Here is a 21,536-nt window from a genome sequence, read left to right as displayed (position 1 = left end):
TTTTATCCGTCGGTAAGAAGGGTTAGGTCTCAACTGTTGGGGAATTGTTAGCTGGACACGGCAGTGGGTTCACCGTCATGGCCGGATGCCGTGGCGCACGCCGGGGTGTTTGGGCCATCCGTCTAGACTGGTGGGGATCAACCACACAACGAGAAGGAGTTTTCATGGCAATCAAGGTTGGCGTCCTGGGTGCGAAGGGGCGCGTGGGTCAGACCATCGTCGCTGCGGTGAATGACACCGATGATCTCGAACTGGTGGCGGAGGTCGATCACGATGATGATCTCTCCCTGCTGGTGGACAGCGGTGCCGAGGTGGTGGTGGATTTCACCACACCGAATGCGGTCATGGGCAACCTTGAATTCTGCATCAACAACGGCATCTCCGCCGTCGTGGGAACCACCGGTTTTGATGAGGACCGCCTGGCGCAGGTCCGTTCCTGGTGTGCATCGAATGAGGGTGTCGGTGTGCTCATCGCCCCCAATTTCGCCATCTCAGCCGTGCTAACCATGGTTTTCGCGCGGCAGGCCGCCCGTTTCTTCGAATCCGCCGAGGTCATCGAGCTTCACCACCCGAACAAGCTGGATGCACCCTCCGGTACCGCCATCCACACCGCCCAGGGCATTGCCGAGGCGCGTCGTGAAGCCGGCATGGCTGCACAGCCGGACGCCACGGAACAGGCCCTGGACGGTTCCCGTGGTGCTGATGTCGACGGCATCCCCGTTCACGCCGTGCGCATGAGTGGCATGGTCGCCCACGAGGCCGTCATCTTCGGCACCCAGGGACAGACCCTGACCATCAAGCAGGACTCCTACGATCGCAACTCCTTCGCACCCGGTGTGCTGGTGGGCATCCGCAACATCGCCCAGCACCCGGGCCTGACCGTCGGTCTGGAACACTACCTGGACCTCTAGACCGGTCCGCCCATCACCGCACACTGGATTTTCCCGAGAATTTAAGGAGCCGAACAAGCGTGACCGAACCGGTCGAACTGTCAGTTGAGCTCATCGCCTGCTCATCGTTCACCCCACCCGCGTCCGTGGCGTGGGACACGGATGCACACGGGGCGGAGGCGCTCGTTGAATTCGCGGGCAGGGCCTGCTATGAGACCTTCGACAAGCCCAACCCCCGGACCGCCACCAATGCGGCCTACCTCCGGCACATCATGGAGGTCGGTCACACCGCACTGCTGGAGCATGCCAGTGCGACGATGTACATCCGGGGGATCTCCCGCTCCGCCACCCACGAGCTCGTGCGGCACCGCCATTTCTCCTTCTCCCAGCTCTCCCAGCGCTTCGTGCACGAGGGGGAGCAGGAGGTCATCATCCCGGAGCTCATCAACGAAGACCCGCAGCTGCGTTCCCTGTTCCTCCGCGCCATGGATGACAACCGGTTCGTCTACAACGAGCTGCTCAACGCCCTTGAGGAGAAACTCGAGGGTGAACCCAATGCGCTGCTGCGCAAGAAACAGGCACGGCAGGCCGCCCGCGCGGTTTTGCCGAATGCCACCGAGTCACGCATCGTGGTCACCGGGAATTTCCGGTCCTGGCGTCATTTCCTGGGTATGCGCGCCAGCGAGCACGCCGACGTGGAGATCCGCGCGGTGGCTGTGGCCTGCCTGGAGAAACTGAAGCAGCAGGCCCCGACCGTGTTCGGGGATTTCCAGGTGGAAACGCTTGCCGACGGTACACAGATGGCCACCAGCCCCTATGTGACCGATTTCTAGATCCCCGTTCCTCCGCGACGGGCGGGTATCATTCCAGGTAACGCAGCCCGGCCGGAGTTGGGGAGTGCCCCCGGTTGTCCGTGGGGGACGGTATTTTGCAAACAGTACAGAAATTACGGGGTTGGTGAACCCCGACCTAAGAGAAGAAGGTAACCTTGGTGTCCATGAGCACAGGTTTAACAGCGAAGACCGGAGTTGAGCATTTCGGTACGGTCGGAGTGGCCATGGTCACCCCGTTCACTGAATCCGGCGACCTTGATGTCGCCGCGGGCCGCGAGATCGCGGCACACCTGGTGGACAACGGGGTGGATGCCCTGATCCTGGCCGGAACCACCGGCGAATCCCCGACCGTCACCACCGCTGAGAAACTTACCCTGCTCAAGGCCGTCCGCGAGGAAGTTGGTGACCGTGCCAAGCTCATCGCGGGTGCCGGCACTAACAACACACGTTCATCTGTTGAGCTCGCTGAGGCCTTCGCCGAGGTTGGCGCAGACGGCCTTCTGGTGGTCACACCCTACTACTCCAAGCCGAGTCAGGAGGGACTGGTCCGCCATTTCACGGAGATCGCACAGGCCACCGACCTGCCGATCTGTCTCTACGATATTCCGGGACGTTCAGGTATTCCCATTGAGTCTGATACCATCAGACGTCTCAGCGAATTACCCACGATCCTCGCGATGAAAGATGCGAAGGGTGATGTCGTTGCAGCTGCACCGCTGATTGAGGAGACCGGTCTCGCCTGGTACTCGGGTGACGACCCGCTCAATCTCGTGTGGCTTGCCCTGGGAGGGTCAGGCTTCATCTCCGTCATCGGACATGCCGCCCCCAATGCTCTGCGTGAGCTGTACACAAGCTTCGAGGAAGGCGACCTCGCCCGTGCGCGGGAAATCAACGCCACACTATCCCCGCTGGTCGCGGCCCAGGGTCGCCTGGGTGGTGTCAGCATGGCAAAAGCCGCCCTGCGTCTGCAGGGCATCAACGTAGGAGATCCCCGCCTTCCGATTGTCGCTCCCAATGAGCAGGAACTTGAGGATCTCCGTGCAGATATGAAAAAAGCTGGAGTTCTATAAATATGAATGAATCCCGAAACCGCCCCCGGAAGGTCACCCGCAAGGCGGGCCCACCGGAGGCTGGCCAGGATGCTGTTGTGGAAACGCCTGTCTTCCAGGCTCCTGAAGCATCAAACAGCCAGACCACCCAGAAGGACAAGACCACCGGGAACGAGAACCGGGAATCCACCGGGTCCGACTCGTCGAACAAGGGTGGTAACAACTCCGGACGTGGCCGTTCCTCCTCCAACAGCCGGGGTGGTCGCAGCCGCCGCGGTGGTAGCCAGAGCCAGGATGGTCAGGGTAACCGCGGCAACCAGGGTGGCCGTGGTCAGCGCAACCAGGGTGGTCGCCGTAACGTGGTCAAGTCCATGCAGGGCGCTGACCTGACGCAGCGACTGCCTGAACCCCCGAAGGCACCCGCCAACGGCCTGCGCATCTATGCGCTGGGCGGCATCTCCGAAATCGGTCGCAACATGACCGTGTTCGAGTACAACAACCGCCTGCTCATCGTTGACTGTGGTGTGCTGTTCCCCTCCTCCGGTGAACCCGGCGTCGACCTGATCCTGCCTGACTTCGGTCCGATTGAAAACCACCTCAACCGCGTCGAGGCGCTCGTGGTCACCCACGGCCATGAAGACCACATCGGTGCCATCCCGTGGCTGCTCAAGCTGCGCCACGACATCCCGATAATCGGTTCCCGCTTCACGCTGGCGCTCATCGCCGCGAAGTGCAAGGAGCACCGTCTGCGCCCGAAGCTCATCGAGGTGAACGAGCAGTCCAACGAGAACCGCGGACCATTCAATATCCGTTTCTGGGCTGTCAACCACTCCATCCCGGACTGCCTGGGCCTGGCCATCAAGACCCCTGCCGGTCTGGTCATCCACACCGGTGACATCAAACTGGATCAGACCCCGACCGATGGTCGTCCCACCGACCTGCCGGCACTGTCCCGCTTCGGTGACGAGGGTGTCGATCTCATGCTCTGCGATTCCACGAACGCCACCACCCCGGGCGTGTCCGGTTCCGAGGCGGAGATCGCCCCGACGCTGAAGCGGCTGGTCAGTGAGGCCAAGCAGCGGGTTATCCTCGCCTCCTTCGCCTCCAACGTCTACCGTGTCCAGGCGGCTGTCGACGCCGCGGTCGCCGCGAACCGCAAGGTCGCCTTCAACGGCCGGTCCATGATCCGCAACATGGAGATCGCGGAGAAGATGGGCTACCTCAAGGCACCCCGCGGAACGATCATCTCCATGGATGACGCCTCCCGCATGGCGCCGCACAAGGTCATGCTCATCACCACCGGTACCCAGGGTGAGCCGATGGCGGCGCTGTCGCGTATGGCACGTCGTGAACACCGTCAGATCACCGTCCGTGACGGAGACCTGATCATCCTGTCCTCCTCGCTCGTCCCGGGTAATGAGGAAGCGGTTTTCGGTGTGATCAACATGCTGGCTCAGATCGGTGCCACCGTGATCACCGGACGTGATGCCAAGGTGCACACCTCCGGCCACGGTTACTCCGGTGAGCTGCTCTTCCTGTACAACGCAGCGCGTCCGAAGAACGCCATGCCGGTCCACGGTGAGTGGCGCCACCTGCGGGCCAACAAGGAACTGGCCATCTCCACCGGTGTCCAGCGCGAGAATGTCGTGTTGGCGCAGAACGGTGTTGTCGTGGATCTGGTCAATGGTCAGGCCCGCGTGGTCGGTCAGATTCCAGTCGGTAACCTTTACGTCGACGGTGTCACCATGGGTGACATCGATGCTGACATCCTCGCCGACCGTACCTCCCTCGGGGAAGGTGGACTGATCTCGATCACATGTGTCATCGATAACCGCACCGGTCGTCTGCTGGAGCGTCCGAAGGTGGAGACCACCGGTTTCTCCGAGGATTCCAAGGCCATGATGCCCGAGGTCGCTGAGCTCGCCGAGACCACCATGAATGACCTGGCTGCCGAGGGGGAGAACGATCCCTACCGCATGGTCCAGCAGATGCGTCGCAGGCTCTCGCGTTTCGTGGAGCAGAAGTGGAAGCGCCAGCCGGTCATCATGCCGACTGTCATCCCGATGACCTCGGATAACGTGGTCGTCGATGACAGTGATGTCCTCGCCTCACGCGAATCCCTCTGATCTACTGTCTAAAATAACGATATGACCTCAGCCTGGTGTCTCAAAAGCACCTAGGCTGGGGTCATGACTTTTTCCAGCAGCGAACGTTCGGCTCTTGCACAGACTCTCCTCGATAAGGGCCCTGATGCGCCTACCCTCTGCGGGGACTGGACGACCAGGGACCTCGCGGTACACCTGTGGATTCGGGAGAATAAGTCCCTCGCGCAGTTGAAATCCATGCTGCCGGGTGACGGTGATGCCGTCGGCGCGGAAACCGAGAAGGCCCTGGAGCGACCCTATGAGGAAATCGTCCGGAAATGGGCCGAGGGGCCCCGCGGGCTGAGTCCATGGAAGATCCTTGACCCGGTGGCCAATGGGGTGGAACACTTTGTCCACCATGAAGATGTAGTGCGTGGTCATCTGGAGCCGGGTGATCCGGTGGACGAGCGCGAACTGGCGCCTGAACACCGCCAGTATCTCTACCGTGCGATCAAACTGACTGCCGGGCGTGCGATCAAATCTGATCGACCTGTGATCATCGATCCTGATGGATTCAGTCGGCTAGTAGTCAATGACAAACCGGGGGTGTCACCCGATGGGGAGGCCGTGGTCCGGATCTCCGGTGGGGTGGGGGAGATCCTCATGTGGATCTTCGGCAGGGACGTGGTCAACCTGGACATCTCCGGTGATGATTCCTCGGTGGAACGTCTCAATCTGTAACCATGGCTGAGACGGGGATTCGCAGATTTTCGCCGACGAGGGTGTGGTGCAGCTGTGATACGTGTGGTTGGTGCGACTACTCTTAGGGCCATGACTGTCAGAAACGGCGCACCCAAGCGGGGCAGCTCACGCTCATCGGGAAAGTCGACGGGGCCGAAGACCACCACGACGACCCGGAGAAGTAAGCCAGCCCAGAGAACGGACAGGGCGGACACCACAGCCCTCACGACCTCGATGACCGCTCGTCGCGCTGCCGAGACCTCTGACGAGAGGACCGGCAGCGCATTTCGTGCTGTGGGCACCGGCATCGGCAGCCTGTTCTCCGCCACGGCGAACGGCCTGGGGAAGATGACCCGGTCCCTCGGTGATCTGGCCCGTGGCCGGGGTGATGATGCCGACGACTTTGATGATTTCGATGATTTTGAGGAGGAGATCTCTACGAAGCCCAAGGCTCGTGCGACCACCAGAAGGAGCACCAGGGCGAGCACTGAGGATGTGTATGAGGAGGACGGGACGGATTCCCCGCCCCGCACCTCATCCTGGGGACGTGCCGGGACATTCATGGATGAACACGCCGACGGCATTGCTCTCACCCTGGTCGGCATCGCGATAGTTCTCGGCGCCGCAGTCTGGCTGGGTGTCGGTGGGCCCGTGGGCACCTTCATCGCCGATATAGTCCACCTGACCATCGGTGCCGGCGCGTGGGTACTCCCGGTCGCGCTCATCGCTGCCGCGGTGGCGCTCATGCTGAACTACACCCCCGATCCGCAGTCCCGCACCCGGGTCGGGATCGGTGGCAGCATCATCCTGCTCTGCATGCTGGGCCTGATCCATCTGTTCGCCGGCAACCCTGCGGAATGGGCAGGGAGGAAAAATGCCGGTGGGGCCATCGGTGCCTGGGTGGGAACTCCACTGGAACTGGGGTTCAGCGTCTATCTGGCCGTACCGATCCTCTTTCTCATTCTGTTCTACGGGGCACTGAAGACCACAGGCATCACCATTCGTGAATTCGGTGGTTTCGTCACCGGATTCTTCGGTTTCGGCGCCGGCGCGGAGGATGATGACGAGGAGGGTGACGATCTCTACGGTCACGTGGACCGGGAGATCGAGACCAGGGCCTCCGGACGGGCGCTGCCAGCAGCTGAGCCCCGCCCCACCCGTGTCACACCCCGGCGGACCACCTCCTCGACACCCCGTCGTGCCGCGGCGTCGTTGGACAGGTACCCGGCGGATGAGCCCGGCACCCCGCCGGGACCCCCGCCCAGCGTCGCGCCCACCGGATCCCGCGAGAGGAAGCAGACGGAGGCGTCGACAAGCATCGAGCCCGCCCTGTTCCCCGAACCGGAACGCCGTAAACCGTCGGTGAGCGAAACCGATGAGTTTCCTGCGGTCAAGGCCCCGGAGACACCGGCGGCCGAAGCTCCGGCCCCGGCGAAGGACTCCGCCAGGGATGCCGTGGCGGCATCGCGGGAGAATCTACGCCAGGCCATGATTCAACGATCCGGCATGGATCCACAGGGCCCACCAAAGGAGGAACCCGAGGACAATCCCGGGGTGGTGGTCAGCGACGGCGACAGCACCTATGTGCTGCCGAGCGCGGATCTCCTGATCCCGGGGGCCCCGGCCAAGACACATTCTGAAACCAATGACCGCATCATCGAGGCGATCACCGATGTCTTCCGGGAGTTCAATGTCGACGCCGCGGTGACGGGCTTTTCCCGTGGCCCCACGGTCACCCGTTATGAGATTGAGCTGGGACCCGGCGTCAAGGTCTCCAAGATCACCAACCTGCAGTCCAACATCGCCTACGCGGTGGCCACCGAGAACGTCCGCCTGCTGACCCCGATCCCCGGTAAATCCGCCGTGGGTATCGAGGTACCCAACGCCGACCGTGAGATGGTCCGCCTCGGTGATGTGCTCAACGCGCCGGCCACCGTGGACAACCTCGATCCGATGCTGGTCGGCCTGGGCAAGGACATCGAGGGCGACTTCGTGTCCTACTCCGTGCAGAAGATGCCCCACCTGCTCGTGGCGGGATCCACCGGTTCGGGTAAATCCGCCTTCGTCAACTCCCTGCTGGTGTCCCTGCTGACCCGTGCGACCCCAGAGGAGGTGCGCCTGATCCTCGTTGACCCGAAGATGGTGGAGCTGACCCCCTACGAGGGCATCCCGCACCTGATCACCCCGATCATCACCCAGCCGAAGAAGGCCGCCGCGGCACTGCAGTGGCTCGTGGAGGAGATGGAACAGCGTTACATGGACATGAAGCAGACCCGTGTGCGCCACATCAAGGACTTCAACCGCAAGATCAAGTCCGGGGAGATCGAGACCCCACTGGGGTCCAAGCGTGAGTACCGTGCCTACCCGTACATCATCTGTGTGGTCGACGAGCTCGCCGATCTCATGATGACCGCGCCGAAGGAGATCGAGGAATCGATCGTGCGCATCACCCAGAAGGCACGTGCCGCCGGAATCCACCTGGTGCTGGCCACCCAGCGTCCATCCGTTGACGTGGTCACCGGACTGATCAAGACCAATGTGCCGTCCAGACTGGCGTTCGCGACCTCCTCACTGACCGACTCCCGCGTCATCCTCGACCAGGGCGGTGCCGAGAAACTCATCGGTATGGGCGATGCACTGTTCATCCCGCAGGGTGCCGGCAAGCCGCAGCGCATCCAGGGTGCCTTCGTCACCGACGAGGAGATCCAGGCGGTTGTCGAGGCGGCGAAGGTCCAGGCCGAACCCGACTACACCGACGGTGTCACCGAGGACAAGGGTGGGGACTCCAAGAAGATCGACGCCGACATCGGTGATGATCTCGATGACCTGCTCGAGGCCGTGGAGCTGGTGGTCACCTCCCAGATCGGTTCCACCTCCATGCTGCAGCGTAAACTCCGCATCGGCTTCGCCAAGGCCGGTCGCCTCATGGACCTGATGGAGACCCGCGGGGTGGTTGGCCCCTCCGAGGGATCCAAGGCCCGTGAGGTGCTGGTCAAGCCTGAGGAACTCGACACCATCCTGTGGATGCTCAAGGGCGCTGACCCCGCCGATGCCCCTAAGGAGGAACAGTGGGGTGATGACGGTTATGCCGAGCCGGTGGGCGAGGGACCCGGGGACGGAAGTGATGACTCCTCCAGTTCGGACGGGACCACCGTTGTCCGCGCCAACCCTGCCGGTGGGGTGTTCTGACCGGGCCGCTCTGACCGGTGTACTGCGCACCGTAACCGGAATGAAATGGGGCTGAAAACCACCGCTATGTGTGGTTTTCAGCCCCTTGAATTTTTGAAACGGGGATAACCAGAAGTATTTTGCTAGGATTTCGCCAGCGTGGAGGCTGGCGGTCAGGAAAGGATTAGGTTATAGTTTCCTTTCGTAATGGAGGGGAGTACCCCGTTCACGGCATTGATCGTCAACACGGCAATCAACATCTGGTTCACCTGTAGTGGCCGGATGGATGATTCCCGGTCATGTCGGCCCACCGGAAACGCGGGTGGGGGAGACCTCCGGTTCTTAAACGACAATCAAGAACCGGAGGTTCTTTTTCTATGGAAGTAAATCTGACAGTGTGGTTGATCACCGGTGCGGTGATCCTGGGCTTCTTCATCTTTGACTTCTACTCCCACGTGCGCACCCCGCATGAACCGAGCATGAAGGAATCAGCGTGGTGGAGTCTGTTCTACGTGGCGCTGGCCTGTGTATTCGGTGTGTTCCTCTGGTTCACCTGGGGGGAGCCAGGCAACCCGCACCAGCACGGTATTGAGTTCTTCACCGGTTATGTCACCGAGAAGGCTCTCAGCGTGGATAACCTGTTCATCTTCGCCCTGATCATGAGCTCCTTCAAGATCCCGAGGAAGTACCAGCAGAAGGTGCTGCTCATCGGTATCGCCATGGCGCTGATCTTCCGCCTGGTGTTCATCCTCCTGGGTGCCGCAGTCATCGAGGCCTGGTCCGATGTCTTCTACATCTTCTCCATCTGGTTGATCTACACCGCGGTTAAGCTGCTGTGGGACGAGATCCGGGAGACCCCGGACACCGACCCGAACGACATGCTCATCATCAAGATGCTGCGCAAGGTCATTCCGGTCACCTCCGGGTACCACGGTGACAAGCTCACCCACCGCGTCGGCGGCAAACTCAGTCTGACCCCGCTGTTCGTGGCGATCGTCTCCATCGGCATGGTTGACCTGATGTTCGCCCTGGACTCGATCCCGGCGATCTACGGTATTACCACCGAGCCATACATCGTCTTCACCACCAACGCCTTCGCGCTGTTGGGCCTGCGACAGATGTACTTCCTACTTGACGGCCTGCTCGATCGCCTGGTCTACCTGCCCTACGGTCTGGGACTCATCCTGGCCTTCATCGGCGTCAAGCTGGGTCTGCACGCTCTCCACGAGAACAACCTGCCGTTCATCAACGGCGGTGAGAACGTTGCCGTGCCTGAGGTGGCGACCACCTTCTCCCTGGTGTTCATCATGGGTGTCCTGGTGATCACCGTCGTCGCCTCCATCATCAAGAACAAGCGCGACGAGAACATGGGTGGTGTGCCACCGAAGTGGAACACCGCCAAGTACCTCGGTGATACCTGGCCGACCGGCGAGAACGGCGATGATTACTCCACCGGCGGTGAGACCTCCACCGGGACCAGGACCGGCACCTCCACCCGTGCTGATCTCTCCGGAGAAAAGAACGACAAGTCCTAGTTCTACAGTCCCGGGATCCTGGCTGAGAAAGTAGCCGTCCAGGATTGGCAAGGGCGTCTGCTCCCCTCATTGGGGAGCAGACGCCCTCTTGTATTTTCCAGCTGGAACGTTGGTCGGGGTTGCTATCTGCCGAATGTGCTGATGACGGGGTTCCACTGGCGGATTGTGCGACCATCCAGGGCACCCCCGGTATGGAACGGATCCCGGTTCATGATCTGTTCGGCATCGGCGATGGTGGAGCCATCCTCCAATTCGATGACGATCAGTGCGCCGCCCTCGCCGTCGGTGAAGGGGCCGGAGCCGACGATCTGGCCCTTGTCCTTCAGGGAACCGATGAATTCACGGTGCACCGGGCGCAGATTGACGATCTCCTCGCTGTCCGGGCTGTAGGTGTAGGTTACTGCGAAGTAGGTCATGGGTACTTATTGTAGGCAACCAGCCACCGGTACGGCTTCGGGTGGTCTGAGATTGTCGAAACTGCGGCGGAGGGTAGGGTAGACAACCGTGAGTGATGTTTCAGCAGGCGCAATGGGCGCACCAGAAGGTCGGCCGGGCGCCGCGGTTTCCGATGGGGTGTCCCCGAAACCATCGAATTGGAATCTGCCCAATTTCCTGACCAGTCTGCGCATCATCGTGATTCCGTTGTTCGCCTGGCTGACACTGGAGGGGCAGGCAGAGAACAACGCCCATGCCTGGTGGGCTCTGGTGGTCTTCGTGTTGTTGATGATCACCGACAAGCTGGACGGTGATATCGCGCGTGCCCGGGGCCTGGTCACCGACTTCGGTAAGATCGCGGACCCAATCGCGGACAAGGCCCTGATGACCACGGCCTTCGTCTGTTTCAACATCATTGGCATCCTCCCGTGGTGGGCCACCGCCCTCATCGTCATCAGGGAATTCGGGATCACCATCTGGCGTTTCTTCCAGCTGCGTCGGGGCACCGTGGTGCCGGCGAGCAAGGGTGGCAAGATGAAGACTGCCCTGCAGACCCTGGCTGTCGCGCTCTACCTCGCGCCTCTACCCGGGTGGATGGATATCCCGAGCCAGGTCGTCATGTACGCCGCGGTGGCGGTCACGGTGTTCACCGGAATCCAGTACATTGTGGATTCCCGGAAGTCCTCAAGCTAGGACGTATCAGTCATGTCAGCCCCGTCAGCCACCCCGGTGCCCCCGGCCAGGTTGTTGCTTGAGTTGCTCACCGGTGCAGGTCAGACCCTGTCCTTCTGTGAATCCCTCACCGCCGGACTGGCCGCCGCAACCTTCGCGGGTGTGCCGGGTGCGTCGACGGTGCTGCGGGGAGGTCTTGTCACCTATGCCACGGAATTGAAGATCGAACTGGCTGGGGTGCCACGGGAGGTCGTCGACAAGCGCGGGGTGGTCTCACCCGAGTGCGCCGCGGCGATGGCAACCGGTGCCCGGGATCGTTGTTCATCGGACTGGGCGCTGTCGCTGACCGGGGTCGCCGGTCCCGACAGTCAGGACGGTCATCCTGTCGGTGAGGTGTGGATCGGTCTGGCCGGCCCCGGGGGGCGTGTTGAATCCATCGCGGCGTTCAGTTCGCGGGAGCAGGTACGCTTGGCTGAACTCGCCCGTCGTTCACCGCTGGAGGGTCGGCAGAGAATCAGGGAAACTGCCGTTCACCGGTGCTTTGAGATTCTGATCGACCGTCTAACCGGCACCTTTGAGTCCCGCTGACTCAGGTCCCGAGGTAAACTGGGAACAAATTCGAGGGAAAGAGAGTTAAACCTAGTGATGGTTACTTACACAGCCCTTCTCGATAAACCACTTACCGAGGCAACCAAGCGGACCGCACCGGAACCGCTACTTCGTGAGGCCCTCGGCGCAGCCCTTCGTTCCTTCCGTGCTGACAAGGGAATCACCCTGCGTGAACTGGCGGAGGCATCCCGTGTTTCCCCCGGATACCTGTCCGAACTTGAGCGTGGCCGCAAGGAGGTCTCCTCGGAGCTTCTCGCCTCTGTCTGTCATGCGCTGGGCGCGAGTGTTGCCGATGTGCTGATCGAAGCCGCTGGTTCCATGGCACTGCAGGCGGCGAGGGAAGACCTGGCACGCGTCTAGGATCTGACTGGCGCCCTGAGAATAACCCCGGGGGCAGAGACACCGTGGCTCCGCGCACGGGACTCCATGCAGCTACTATGGTGGCAAAGTGTACATAGGACAGCTGTCGGGCCCGGTGCCGCATGCTAGAAATGTAGACAGCGATAATATCTGTTAAAGAGATTTAGGAAGGCTCGACTTCATCATGGCTAACCCATTTACAAAGGCATGGAAGTACCTGATGGCTCTGTTCGACTCCAAGATTGAGGAGAACGCAGACCCGAAGGTACAGATCCAGCAGGCCATTGAAGATGCTCAGCGTCAGCACCAGGAGCTGTCCCAGCAGGCGGCCGCGGTGATCGGCAACCAGCGTCAGCTGGAGATGCAGCTAAACCGTCGACTCGCTGAGATCGAGAAGCTGCAGAGCAACACCCGTCAGGCGCTTCAGCTGGCCGATAAGGCCCGCGCCGAGGGGGATGTACAGAAGGCTACCGAGTATGAAAACGCCGCGGAAGCCTTCGCGGCGCAGCTGGTGACCGCCGAACAGAGCGTCGAGGACACCAAGCAGCTCCACGACCAGGCCCTGCAGCAGGCGGATCAGGCCAAGAAGGCTGTTGAGCGTAACTCCATGGCACTGCAGCAGAAGGTGGCAGAGCGTACCAAGCTGCTCAGCCAGCTGGAGCAGGCCAAGATGCAGGAGAAGGTCTCCGAGTCCCTGAAGTCCATGAACTCCCTGACCGCCTCCGGCAGCACCCCGAACCTGGATCAGGTCCGGGAGAAGATCGAGCGTCGTTATGCCAACGCACTCGGCCAGGCGGAACTCGCCCAGAACTCCGTCGAAGGCCGTATGGCCGAGGTGGAACAGGCAGGTATCCAGCTCGCCGGTCATTCCCGCCTCGAGCAGATCCGTGCGGAGATGGCCGGCGGTGGCCAGCTGACCGGTGGACAGCAGCAGGGCTCCATCGAATCCGGAAATACCTCCTCCAATGTCACCGATGATGCGGTGGCGCAGCGCATGCGTGAGCTGCGCGGCGAGGCTTAGAGCACTGAAGCTATGGTCCCGGTGCCCTCCTGGTTGGGAGGGCACCGGGGCCATAGCTGTGTCACGGTGGGCAACGGTGCTTTACGACGGCTGATACGCCCCGCCGGTAGTTAGTCTCCCGCCCCCCGGGCATGCAGGGCATCGCCGATATTGCGTGCCCTGCGGATCGAACGTATCAATACCGGGGTGCCGAAGGCCACCACGGAGAAACCCGCTCCCCGGGCCTTGCGGGCATCCAGCACCTCGGTGACGGTGGCGAGCTGGAGCGGGATGAGACGGATTGTCAGTGAGATCGCAAGCGTGATGGTCTCCACCGGAAGGCCGAAGCGTGCCCAGGGCCGCAGCATCTTCTCCACGGCGTCCATGAGTGCCTCAAGCCTGGTGGTGAGTGTGAGCAGCATCGCGGCCATGACCGCCGAAAAGATCACGGCCACCGTGGTCACCGCCAGATCAAGACCACGCTGCCACCACTGGAAGACACCCAGGACGAGTAACACGGGCAGCACCGGCCACCACTGGTTCCATGCGGTGCGCGCCGGGATCCGCGCGATGATGTACACGACGAGGACGAGGACGACCAACCCCACCGCAACCAGTGGGGTCCGCGCCACCAGGGGGCCACTGATGATGAAGACCAGTAACAGCGGGAATTTCCAGATGGCGGGCAGCCGGTGGACCGGTGAGTCGGTGTCGACATAGACACCCAGCGGAATTGAACGCATCTCAGACCGACTCCATCATCAGACTGACATAGTGGGGGATCACATCGGTGGGGGGACCATCGGCGACCACGCGATGATCATCGATGCAGATCACCCGGTCGAAATCCGAGAGAAAGTCGAGATCGTGACTGACCACAATCAACTGCTGTGGAAGCGATCTGAACACCTCCCTGATCAGGATGCGATTGCGGAGATCCAGCAGGGTGGTGGGCTCATCCGCAATGACCACCTCCGGTTCGATGATGAGAACAGCGGCCAACGCGAGCAGCTGTTTCTGCCCACCGGAGAGGGTGTGCGGTGACTGGTCGGCATGAGCCGTGAGATGGAAGCGGTCCATCATCTCCTCAACCCGGCGATGCTTCTCCGCCCGTGGCATCTTGTGGCGACGCAGGGAAAAGGCGATGTCCTCCCTAACAGTGGGCATCACGATCTGATTCTCGGCGTCGGAGAAGACGAAACCCACCTTCTTCCTGATGAGCCGGCCATTGGCCGCAACATCCAGGCCATCGACGAGGACGCGCCCCGAACTGGGCTCACCCAGTCCGTTGATCATCCTGATGAGCGTGGATTTACCACCACCATTGGCCCCGATGACACCGATGCGCTGTTCGCGCAGGGTGAGGGACAGTGGTTCGAGTACTGGCGTGCCTTCGTAGGACACCGCCGCGGAGTCGAAGATGATCTCGGGCATGGTTATCAATTCTATGGGTCAGAGCCTCCCGGGGACATCTGCCCTGGGCGCGACGTATAAATGGAAAGAAACCAACCCCTCTCGTACTGGAGGGGTGGTTTCGGGATTTGCTGGGTGCTGCTGCGTGATGCGTGTCAGTGCCCGCGACGCCGCAGATCCGGAATGGCTGCATGGACGCCTGCTGCGATGGCCACCATGAGGGCGAATTTGCCCAGGTCCGGGAGGATGAAGGGGACCTGTGCAAGAGTGGCCTCGGCGAAGCTGAGACCGCCGCGCAGCACCATGCCGACAATTCCGGACAGGTACTGCGTGGCAAGACCCGCCAGGGCTGCAAGCCCGAAGACCGCGAACATCCCGATACCCCGCTTGCGCGGTGCGCGGTAGGCGATGAGCCCGGTGATGAACGCCGAGATGAGATATCCGACGATATAACCGACGGTGATTCCGGCGAGGGCTGCGATCGTGGTGCGGCCACCTGCGAGCACCGGCAACCCGATCATGCCCAGAGCCAGGAAGAGTAGGACAGCGAGGAAACCACGTCGGGGGCCGAGGACCAGGCCAGCCAGCACGACCGCGGCGTTCTGCAGAACGATCGGCACACCCGCGGTGCCCACGGGGATCTGAACGAAGGCCAGGACGATGATCAATGCCGCGAAAACCGCGATGAGGGCAAGATCCTGGAGACGGTTCCTGCTGGATCCACGAGAGGACTGCTCGGGCCGGGCCGGCGCCGGCGAGGTGTCAGTGTGCATGGACATAGTATATAACTGAACACCGTTCAACACGCAAGCGGGGGATTTTGAACGGTGTTAAACCGGGGGCGGATGCGGTGCCTGTAAGATCGGCACCATGCGTTTATCGGAGTTCCGGCAGTTGATCGAAGATGAATTCGGAGAGGTGAGGGGGGAGTGGATAGCCCATTCCCACACCCTCTCAAGCTTCGGGATGACCGCTGATGAGGCCGTGGAATCCGGTGTGGACCTCAGGGATGTATGGATCCAGCTCTGCACTGACTTTGATGTCCCCGAGGAGCGTCGTCTGGGGCGCGACGACCCCCGTTCCTGACCGTTTCCGGAAAGGGGTTCGAAAATTCGATTTCGAACAGTTGTGCGTGTAAGGTGTGGAAGATAGATATTCGGATCCGGGGTATGTCTTAGACTTTCTCCACAGACAGACAATCTTGGTGCGGATAGGGATCCTAATCCCGGTTTGCGGGGTCTAACTACACTGGATCCCCTCAACATCCCTCCTCCACAACATCGGCGGTGGGATTCCACCACCTTCAAGACCTCAACGGACAGGACACGATAATGGCTACGAAAAAGACCACCAAGGCGGCCCCCAAGGGTGATGATCGCCAGAAGGCGCTCGACGCGGCCCTCGCTCTCATTGAGAAGGACTTCGGTAAGGGCGCTGTCATGCGTCTGGGTGATGAAAACCGTCCACCGATCCAGGTGATCTCCTCCGGCAACACCGCACTTGATATCGCCCTGGGCATCGGAGGTTTCCCCCGTGGCCGCATCGTCGAGGTCTATGGTCCGGAATCCTCCGGTAAGACCACCGTGGCGCTGCACGCCATCGCGCAGGCGCAGAAAGCCGGCGGTATCGCCGCGTTCATCGATGCTGAGCATGCATTGGATCCGGATTACGCCCGCAAACTCGGTGTGGACACCGATGCGCTGCTGGTATCCCAGCCGGATACCGGTGAGCAGGCTCTTGAGATTGCCGATATGCTTGTGCGCTCCGGTGCCATCGATATCCTCGTCATCGACTCTGTGGCGGCCCTGACCCCGAAGGCCGAGATCGAGGGCGAGATGGGTGACAGCCACGTCGGCCTGCAGGCGCGCCTGATGTCCCAGGCCCTGCGTAAGATGACCGGCGCGTTGTACAACTCCGGTACCACCGCGATCTTCATCAACCAGCTGCGTGAGAAGATCGGCGTGATGTTCGGTTCCCCGGAGACCACCACGGGTGGTAAGGCACTGAAGTTCTACGCCTCCGTCCGCATTGATGTCCGTCGCATTCAGACCCTCAAGGACGGTCAGGATGCCATCGGTAACCGCACCCGCGCCAAGATCGTCAAGAACAAGGTGTCACCACCGTTCAAGATCGCCGAGTTCGACATCATCTACGGGGAGGGCATCTCCCGTGAATCCTCGATCATCGACCTGGCGGTTGATAACGGCATTGTGAAGAAGTCCGGATCGTGGTTTACCTATGAGGGTGACCAGCTGGGTCAGGGTAAGGAGAAGGCACGCCTGTTCCTCAAGGAGACCCCGGAGCTCGCCGACGAAATCGAGGAGAAGATCTTCCGCAAACTCGGTGTCGGGAAGTTCGCCCAGACGGCCGATGAACTGACCGATGACCCGGTTGAGCTCATTCCGAATGTTGATTTCGACGACGAGGATGATGACTTCGACGCCTCCACCGCCCCGGCAGGGACCTTCACCGAGGTCACCACCGAGAACTAGATGATGTGCAGTACCGGAGTTCGCCCATAGCCCATGACTGATCCGATCACACCCCACCCTGGTGAGAACCAGGCCGCGAAACTGGAGAAGCTTCGCACCGCATTGGAGGAGTTCAGCAGACGTCAGGAAGAGGGTGCCGCCAGCAGCCTCTTCGACAGGGAGGCGGAGGAGAAGAAGGCAGAGGTCCGCCGACGCGCCCTGCTGCTTCTTGACCAACGCGCCCGTTCCCGCTCCGAACTGCAGGGGCGGCTGGGTGCCCTCGACTTCGACCACGACATCATCGAGGAGGTCCTTGATGACCTCACCCGGGCCAACCTCATCAATGATGAATCCTTCGCGCAGGAATGGGTCCGTCAACGAGCCCAGCGCCGCGGGAAATCAACCCGGGTGTTGGACCGTGAACTCCGGGACAAGGGCGTCGATGCAGGCATCCGGGCCCGTGCACTTGAACAGATCGATCCAGAAGACGAACGGGACACCGCGCGTGCTGTTGCTGTGAAGAAGGCACGCAGCGAATCACGGATACCCGCGGATCGCAGCGACTACGACAAGGCGTTGCGACGGGTGGTCGGAGCACTTGCCCGTCGTGGATTCCCCGCGGGTATGTCGATGGACCTGGCCCGGGAGGCTCTCGATGAGCGCATCGAGGACCTCAGACAGCATTGATCTGCCACAAAGTCCGGCTGCCCCAGACATCTGGGGCAGCCGGACTTCATTGTTGCACCCGCCTCCTGACCGCAGCGGGGATCCAGGGACCTGTCAGAATGACGGTCCCGGGTGTTTGACTTCCTTGTAATCGGGATCGTGCCAATCCACGTTCACATTGTCCTTGGTATCCAGGCCCTGATCGGGTTCCTCGGGCACCTTTGCCACAATGTTCCTGCGGGCACGTCCGGCACGCAGCTGACGCTGGATACGCTCTGCCAGTGCGGTCAGTGCGAAGTTGATCAGGATCATGATGACCGCGACCACCGCGAGGGCAGCCAGGTAGTTCCGGTTGACGGATGCGGACTGGATACCGGAGCGTACCACCTCGATATAACCGATCTGGTAACCGAGGGCGGAGTCCTTCAGCGCGATGACCATCTGCGCGATCAGGGCGGGCAGCATCGCTGCCACCGCCTGGGGGAGCAGGATCGACCAGGTGGTCTGGCGGGTTGACATGCCCAGGGCGATCGCCGCCTCACGCTGTCCCTTCGGCAGGGAGGCGATACCCGATCTAAGGATCTCGGCGATGACGGAGCCGTTGTACATGGTGAGACCGAAGACCACCGCGGCGAAGGCCAGCTGGCGTGATGGAACGAGCTGGTAACGGGCGAACAACTGATAGGCGAAGATCATGAGGATCAGCACCGGGATGGCACGGAAGGTCTCGATGATGATCCCGCAGAACCAGCGCAGGAGCCGGATTTCGGAGATGCGTCCGAGCCCGAGCAGGGTGCCCATGATCAGCGCGAGAAGGATGGAGGCCACCGCTGCCTTCAGGGTTCCCCACAGGCCGGGCAGAAGATAGGTGGTCCAGGTCTGGGGATCGAGGAACGGGGTCCATTTGTCGCCGTCCAACTGGCCGTTTTCCTGGAGAACACTGCCCACCCAGAACAGGACGGCCACTGCCACCAGGGTGGTGGCGATGGTGATGATGGTGTTGGACCTGCGTCCCCGGGGGCCGGGGGCGTCGTAGAGGACTGTTGCGCGTACGGAGGAGGACATTATTTCTTCACCGCCATTTTCTCAGCGAGTTTTCCAAGCCCCAGGCCCATGGGGAGGGTGAGGATCATGAAGCCGACGGCGAAGATGGCGAACACGACGAAGAGCATGTTGGCATGATTTTCAATCGTGGACTTCATCAGCAGCGAGGCCTCACCGACGCCGATCACGGACGCGATCGTGGTGTTCTTGGTCAGGGCGATGAGGGTGTTGCCCAGCGGGATGATGGCGGCACGCACCGCCTGGGGGAAGATGATGGACCGGAAGATGTCACTGAAACCGAGTCCCAGCGACCGGGCGGCCTCCGCCTGCCCGAAGTGCACGGTGTTGATGCCTGACCGGAGTGATTCCGCAACGAAGGCGGAGGTGTACAGGATGAATCCGAGCACCGCGAGCCGGAAGTTGTTATCGGCCAGAAAGGTGGAACTGTCGCGACCGGCGAGGGTGAGACCGAGATTCTGATACAGGCCGAAGGAACAGAACAGGATCACCAGGGTCAGTGGGGTGTTACGGACCGTGTTGATGTAGGCGGTGGATATGCTGCGCAGGATCTTCACCGGGGACACCCTCATGGCGGTGAGGATGGTACCGAGGATCATGGATCCGATGGCGGAATAGACGGTGAGTTGGATTGTCACCCAGAATGCGGGTAGGAGTGACGGACCCAGATCCGCCCATAATGTACTCATGGGGAATTTCTCCTCGGTAAGGAACGGTAGGGGATCAGTGGTGAAAGTGATGATGCGTGGCACCCCGGGATGCGGGGGCCACGCATGCTCATCGGGCGTTCGGCCCCGTCAGGTCACTCGTCCAGGAAGGAGAGGTCACCCGGGGTGCCCTCCTGGACAACCTGGGAATCCTCGCCGAGGTTCTCGGTGAGGAAACGCTGGAAGGAACCGTCGGCGTACATACGCTCCAACGCTGCGTTGATCGCATCGGTGGCTTCGGTGTCATCCTTGGTGATACCGATGCCGTAGTACTCATTGGTGAACGGCTCGCCGTCCTGTTCCATCTCCACGACGCGGAATTCACCTTCGCGCTGCTGCGCGTAGCCGAAGAGGATGGTGGCGTCGGTGGTCATTGCATCGACGTTGCCCTGGCTCAGTGCCTCCACACAGGAGGAGTAGGTGTCGTATTCCTGCAGCTGGACGCCGGGGAGGACATCCTTGACCTTCTGGGCGGGGGTGGATCCGGTAACGGAACACAGGATCAGGCCGTCATCGAGGTCCTCGAGGGTCTGGATGCGGTCATCGTCCTCGCGGACCAGGAGGGCCTGGTGGGTGAGGAGGTATGGTCCACCGAAGTTCACCGATTCGGAGCGTCCGGGGTTGATGGAGTAGGTTGCGGCGATCATATCCACCTCACCGTTCTGGATGAGGGTCTCGCGCTGGGCGGAGGGGGTCTCGCGCCATTCCACGGTGGGGTGATCCCAACCGTTGTCATCGGCGATGGAGTTGACCACGTACTGCGCGACGTCGACATCCAGTCCGCTCATGGAATTGTCCGGGTTACGCAGTCCCAGACCCGGCTGATCGTACTTGGTGCCGATGGTGACATTGCCATTTTCGATGGCGGCGAGCAGACCGTCACCACCCTCGGAATCACCACAGGCGGTGAGGGTGATGCCGGCGAGAACAGCTGCGCTGGTGGCTGCGGCGAGACGGGTGAACATGCGTTTGTGCGACATTGATGCTCCTGTTGGTCATGGTCGCTGATTTTGGCCAGCGGGGGAGTTGGACACAGAGTGAGGGGAGGTCAGTGGGCGAGGATCTTGCCCAGGAAATCCTTCGCCCGGTCGGTTTGTGGATTGGTGAAGAAGGTCTCCGGGTCGGAGTCCTCGACGATGGCGCCGTCAGACATGAACAGCACACGGTCTGCGGCCCTGCGTGCGAAACCCATCTCGTGGGTGACACACACCATGGTCATGCCTTCCTTGGCCAGACTCGCCATGACGTCCAGAACCTCGTTGACCATCTCGGGGTCGAGGGCGGAGGTTGGTTCGTCGAAAAGCATGATCTTGGGGTTCATCGCCAGTGCGCGGGCGATGGCCACGCGCTGCTGCTGCCCGCCCGAGAGCTGTGCCGGGTATTTCTCGGCCTGGTTGGCGATGCCGACGCGTTCCAACAGCTTCATGGCCACCTCATTGGCCTCGGACTTCTTCATCTTCCGGACCTTCATCGGGCCGAGGGTGACATTGTCCTTGATGGTGAGGTGGGGGAAGAGGTTGAAAGACTGGAACACCATGCCCACGTCGGCACGGATCTTGGCCAGGTCCTTGCCCTCCTCCGGAAGCAGTTTTCCATCGATCTCGATGGTTCCCTCCTCGATGGTTTCGAGGCGGTTGATGGTGCGGCACAGCGTCGACTTTCCGGAACCGGACGGGCCGAGAACAACAACGACCTGTCCCGCGGGGACCTCAAGATTGATATCGGTCAGGGCCTGGAAGTCATCGAAGAACTTCTGCACCCCCGTCATCTTGATCATCGGGTGATTTGTGGTCTGCGTCATGGGGATAGCATAAAGGAATGTTGGGTCATGTGGGGTAAAT

Annotated in this window: 22 protein-coding genes; 14 read left to right on the top strand and 8 right to left on the bottom strand. The window is 61.4% G+C overall.

All coding sequences use genetic code 11. The features are described from left to right. Window positions 1-164 precede the first annotated feature (164 nt). From dapB to CE_RS09285, 7 genes are all read left to right on the top strand, one after another. Window positions 165-911 carry a 4-hydroxy-tetrahydrodipicolinate reductase gene (gene dapB, locus CE_RS09315; RefSeq protein WP_006767864.1) on the top strand — a complete coding sequence of 249 codons (747 nt, stop codon included), beginning with the start codon at window positions 165-167 and terminating at the stop codon, window positions 909-911. Window positions 912-970: 59 nt separating this feature from the next. Next, the gene (gene thyX / locus CE_RS09310; protein ID WP_006767863.1) at window positions 971-1,723 is read left to right on the top strand and encodes an FAD-dependent thymidylate synthase; all 753 of its coding nucleotides are present in this window, start codon (window positions 971-973) and stop codon (window positions 1,721-1,723) included. Window positions 1,724-1,887: 164 nt separating this feature from the next. Beyond that, on the top strand, window positions 1,888-2,793 hold the full coding sequence (gene dapA / locus CE_RS09305; protein ID WP_006767862.1) for a 4-hydroxy-tetrahydrodipicolinate synthase: 906 nt from the start codon (window positions 1,888-1,890) through the stop codon (window positions 2,791-2,793). Between the two features lie 2 nt (window positions 2,794-2,795). After that, window positions 2,796-4,898 (top strand): ribonuclease J, encoded by a 2,103-nt coding sequence (locus CE_RS09300; RefSeq protein WP_011075647.1) that lies wholly within the window; start codon window positions 2,796-2,798, stop codon window positions 4,896-4,898. Window positions 4,899-4,961: 63 nt separating this feature from the next. Further along, complete coding sequence (locus tag CE_RS09295) at window positions 4,962-5,597, top strand: TIGR03085 family metal-binding protein (RefSeq protein ID WP_006767860.1); 636 nt, start codon at window positions 4,962-4,964, stop codon at window positions 5,595-5,597. A gap of 90 nt (window positions 5,598-5,687) precedes the next feature. Then, on the top strand, window positions 5,688-8,786 hold the full coding sequence (locus CE_RS09290) for an FtsK/SpoIIIE family DNA translocase (protein WP_231295015.1): 3,099 nt from the start codon (window positions 5,688-5,690) through the stop codon (window positions 8,784-8,786). A gap of 356 nt (window positions 8,787-9,142) precedes the next feature. Then, window positions 9,143-10,300, top strand: a complete 1,158-nt coding sequence (locus CE_RS09285) for a TerC family protein (RefSeq protein WP_006767858.1) — start codon at window positions 9,143-9,145, stop codon at window positions 10,298-10,300. Between the two features lie 122 nt (window positions 10,301-10,422). Here the strand turns inward: CE_RS09285 and CE_RS09280 are convergent, their stop codons facing one another. Beyond that, on the bottom strand, window positions 10,423-10,716 hold the full coding sequence (locus CE_RS09280; protein WP_006767857.1) for a YciI family protein: 294 nt from the start codon (window positions 10,714-10,716) through the stop codon (window positions 10,423-10,425). 88 nt (window positions 10,717-10,804) lie between these two features. Between CE_RS09280 and pgsA the strand changes: the two genes are divergently transcribed. The 4 genes from pgsA to CE_RS09260 all read left to right on the top strand — a co-directional run bounded on the left by pgsA (window position 10,805) and on the right by CE_RS09260 (window position 13,397). Further along, window positions 10,805-11,428 carry a CDP-diacylglycerol--glycerol-3-phosphate 3-phosphatidyltransferase gene (gene pgsA, locus CE_RS09275; RefSeq protein WP_011075645.1) on the top strand — a complete coding sequence of 208 codons (624 nt, stop codon included), beginning with the start codon at window positions 10,805-10,807 and terminating at the stop codon, window positions 11,426-11,428. Window positions 11,429-11,440: 12 nt separating this feature from the next. Further along, on the top strand, window positions 11,441-11,995 hold the full coding sequence (locus tag CE_RS09270) for a CinA family protein (protein ID WP_006767855.1): 555 nt from the start codon (window positions 11,441-11,443) through the stop codon (window positions 11,993-11,995). Window positions 11,996-12,052: 57 nt separating this feature from the next. Next, the gene (locus CE_RS09265; RefSeq protein WP_006767854.1) at window positions 12,053-12,376 is read left to right on the top strand and encodes a helix-turn-helix domain-containing protein; all 324 of its coding nucleotides are present in this window, start codon (window positions 12,053-12,055) and stop codon (window positions 12,374-12,376) included. Window positions 12,377-12,560: 184 nt separating this feature from the next. Next, the gene (locus CE_RS09260; protein WP_006767853.1) at window positions 12,561-13,397 is read left to right on the top strand and encodes a PspA/IM30 family protein; all 837 of its coding nucleotides are present in this window, start codon (window positions 12,561-12,563) and stop codon (window positions 13,395-13,397) included. A gap of 110 nt (window positions 13,398-13,507) precedes the next feature. On the opposite strand, the gene CE_RS09255 is transcribed toward CE_RS09260, so the two are convergent. From CE_RS09255 to CE_RS09245, 3 genes are all read right to left on the bottom strand, one after another. Beyond that, entirely contained in the window at window positions 13,508-14,119 is a 612-nt protein-coding gene (locus CE_RS09255) for an energy-coupling factor transporter transmembrane component T family protein (protein ID WP_006767852.1), read from the bottom strand. A 1-nt stretch (window position 14,120) separates the two neighbouring features. Further along, complete coding sequence (locus CE_RS09250) at window positions 14,121-14,810, bottom strand: energy-coupling factor ABC transporter ATP-binding protein (protein WP_006767851.1); 690 nt, start codon at window positions 14,808-14,810, stop codon at window positions 14,121-14,123. A 134-nt stretch (window positions 14,811-14,944) separates the two neighbouring features. Further along, window positions 14,945-15,562, bottom strand: coding sequence for a biotin transporter BioY (locus CE_RS09245; protein ID WP_081447224.1), 618 nt, complete (start codon window positions 15,560-15,562; stop codon window positions 14,945-14,947). 97 nt (window positions 15,563-15,659) lie between these two features. On the opposite strand from CE_RS09245, the gene CE_RS09240 reads away from it, so the two are divergent. From CE_RS09240 to recX, 3 genes are all read left to right on the top strand, one after another. Further along, a complete protein-coding gene (locus CE_RS09240) occupies window positions 15,660-15,875 on the top strand; it encodes a DUF3046 domain-containing protein (RefSeq protein ID WP_006767849.1) in 216 nt (71 codons plus the stop codon). A 245-nt stretch (window positions 15,876-16,120) separates the two neighbouring features. After that, complete coding sequence (gene recA / locus CE_RS09235) at window positions 16,121-17,281, top strand: recombinase RecA (RefSeq protein ID WP_011075641.1); 1,161 nt, start codon at window positions 16,121-16,123, stop codon at window positions 17,279-17,281. A gap of 33 nt (window positions 17,282-17,314) precedes the next feature. Next, on the top strand, window positions 17,315-17,947 hold the full coding sequence (gene recX, locus CE_RS09230; RefSeq protein WP_006767847.1) for a recombination regulator RecX: 633 nt from the start codon (window positions 17,315-17,317) through the stop codon (window positions 17,945-17,947). A 93-nt stretch (window positions 17,948-18,040) separates the two neighbouring features. On the opposite strand, the gene CE_RS09225 is transcribed toward recX, so the two are convergent. The 4 genes from CE_RS09225 to gluA all read right to left on the bottom strand — a co-directional run bounded on the left by CE_RS09225 (window position 18,041) and on the right by gluA (window position 21,472). Continuing rightward, a complete protein-coding gene (locus tag CE_RS09225) occupies window positions 18,041-18,991 on the bottom strand; it encodes an amino acid ABC transporter permease (RefSeq protein WP_006767846.1) in 951 nt (316 codons plus the stop codon). Continuing rightward, complete coding sequence (gene gluC / locus CE_RS09220; protein WP_035108928.1) at window positions 18,991-19,677, bottom strand: glutamate ABC transporter permease GluC; 687 nt, start codon at window positions 19,675-19,677, stop codon at window positions 18,991-18,993. The genes CE_RS09225 and gluC overlap by 1 nt, the downstream gene beginning before the upstream one ends. Window positions 19,678-19,790: 113 nt before the next feature. Beyond that, window positions 19,791-20,675, bottom strand: a complete 885-nt coding sequence (gene gluB, locus CE_RS09215; protein WP_011075640.1) for a glutamate ABC transporter substrate-binding protein GluB — start codon at window positions 20,673-20,675, stop codon at window positions 19,791-19,793. Between the two features lie 68 nt (window positions 20,676-20,743). After that, window positions 20,744-21,472: a glutamate ABC transporter ATP-binding protein GluA gene (gene gluA, locus CE_RS09210; RefSeq protein WP_173362608.1), complete on the bottom strand. Its 729-nt coding sequence runs from the start codon at window positions 21,470-21,472 to the stop codon at window positions 20,744-20,746. Between the last annotated feature and the right edge of the window lie 64 nt (window positions 21,473-21,536).

This window comes from Corynebacterium efficiens YS-314 (assembly GCF_000011305.1).
Taxonomy (GTDB): domain Bacteria; phylum Actinomycetota; class Actinomycetes; order Mycobacteriales; family Mycobacteriaceae; genus Corynebacterium; species Corynebacterium efficiens.
Note: the sequence above shows the minus strand (reverse complement) of the source record. Positions and strands in the feature narration are given on the sequence as shown.

Bases quoted from the DNA above. Each gene is read 5' to 3' on its own strand.
- CE_RS09280 (WP_006767857.1), bottom strand. From the start codon at position 10,716: ATGACCTACTTCGCAGTAACCTACACCTACAGCCCGGACAGCGAGGAG.
- CE_RS09225 (WP_006767846.1), bottom strand. From the start codon at position 18,991: ATGTCCTCCTCCGTACGCGCAACAGTCCTCTACGACGCCCCCGGCCCC.
- gluA (WP_173362608.1), bottom strand. From the start codon at position 21,472: ATGATCAAGATGACGGGGGTGCAGAAGTTCTTCGATGACTTCCAGGCC.
- dapA (WP_006767862.1), top strand. From the start codon at position 1,888: ATGAGCACAGGTTTAACAGCGAAGACCGGAGTTGAGCATTTCGGTACG.
- recX (WP_006767847.1), top strand. From the start codon at position 17,315: ATGACTGATCCGATCACACCCCACCCTGGTGAGAACCAGGCCGCGAAA.
- dapB (WP_006767864.1), top strand. From the start codon at position 165: ATGGCAATCAAGGTTGGCGTCCTGGGTGCGAAGGGGCGCGTGGGTCAG.
- CE_RS09300 (WP_011075647.1), top strand. From the start codon at position 2,796: ATGAATGAATCCCGAAACCGCCCCCGGAAGGTCACCCGCAAGGCGGGC.
- CE_RS09240 (WP_006767849.1), top strand. From the start codon at position 15,660: ATGCGTTTATCGGAGTTCCGGCAGTTGATCGAAGATGAATTCGGAGAG.
- CE_RS09260 (WP_006767853.1), top strand. From the start codon at position 12,561: ATGGCTAACCCATTTACAAAGGCATGGAAGTACCTGATGGCTCTGTTC.
- gluC (WP_035108928.1), bottom strand. From the start codon at position 19,677: ATGAGTACATTATGGGCGGATCTGGGTCCGTCACTCCTACCCGCATTC.
- CE_RS09265 (WP_006767854.1), top strand. From the start codon at position 12,053: ATGGTTACTTACACAGCCCTTCTCGATAAACCACTTACCGAGGCAACC.
- CE_RS09255 (WP_006767852.1), bottom strand. From the start codon at position 14,119: ATGCGTTCAATTCCGCTGGGTGTCTATGTCGACACCGACTCACCGGTC.
- gluB (WP_011075640.1), bottom strand. From the start codon at position 20,675: ATGTCGCACAAACGCATGTTCACCCGTCTCGCCGCAGCCACCAGCGCA.
- CE_RS09245 (WP_081447224.1), bottom strand. From the start codon at position 15,562: ATGCACACTGACACCTCGCCGGCGCCGGCCCGGCCCGAGCAGTCCTCT.
- CE_RS09250 (WP_006767851.1), bottom strand. From the start codon at position 14,810: ATGCCCGAGATCATCTTCGACTCCGCGGCGGTGTCCTACGAAGGCACG.
- CE_RS09285 (WP_006767858.1), top strand. From the start codon at position 9,143: ATGGAAGTAAATCTGACAGTGTGGTTGATCACCGGTGCGGTGATCCTG.
- recA (WP_011075641.1), top strand. From the start codon at position 16,121: ATGGCTACGAAAAAGACCACCAAGGCGGCCCCCAAGGGTGATGATCGC.
- CE_RS09290 (WP_231295015.1), top strand. From the start codon at position 5,688: ATGACTGTCAGAAACGGCGCACCCAAGCGGGGCAGCTCACGCTCATCG.
- CE_RS09295 (WP_006767860.1), top strand. From the start codon at position 4,962: ATGACTTTTTCCAGCAGCGAACGTTCGGCTCTTGCACAGACTCTCCTC.
- CE_RS09270 (WP_006767855.1), top strand. From the start codon at position 11,441: ATGTCAGCCCCGTCAGCCACCCCGGTGCCCCCGGCCAGGTTGTTGCTT.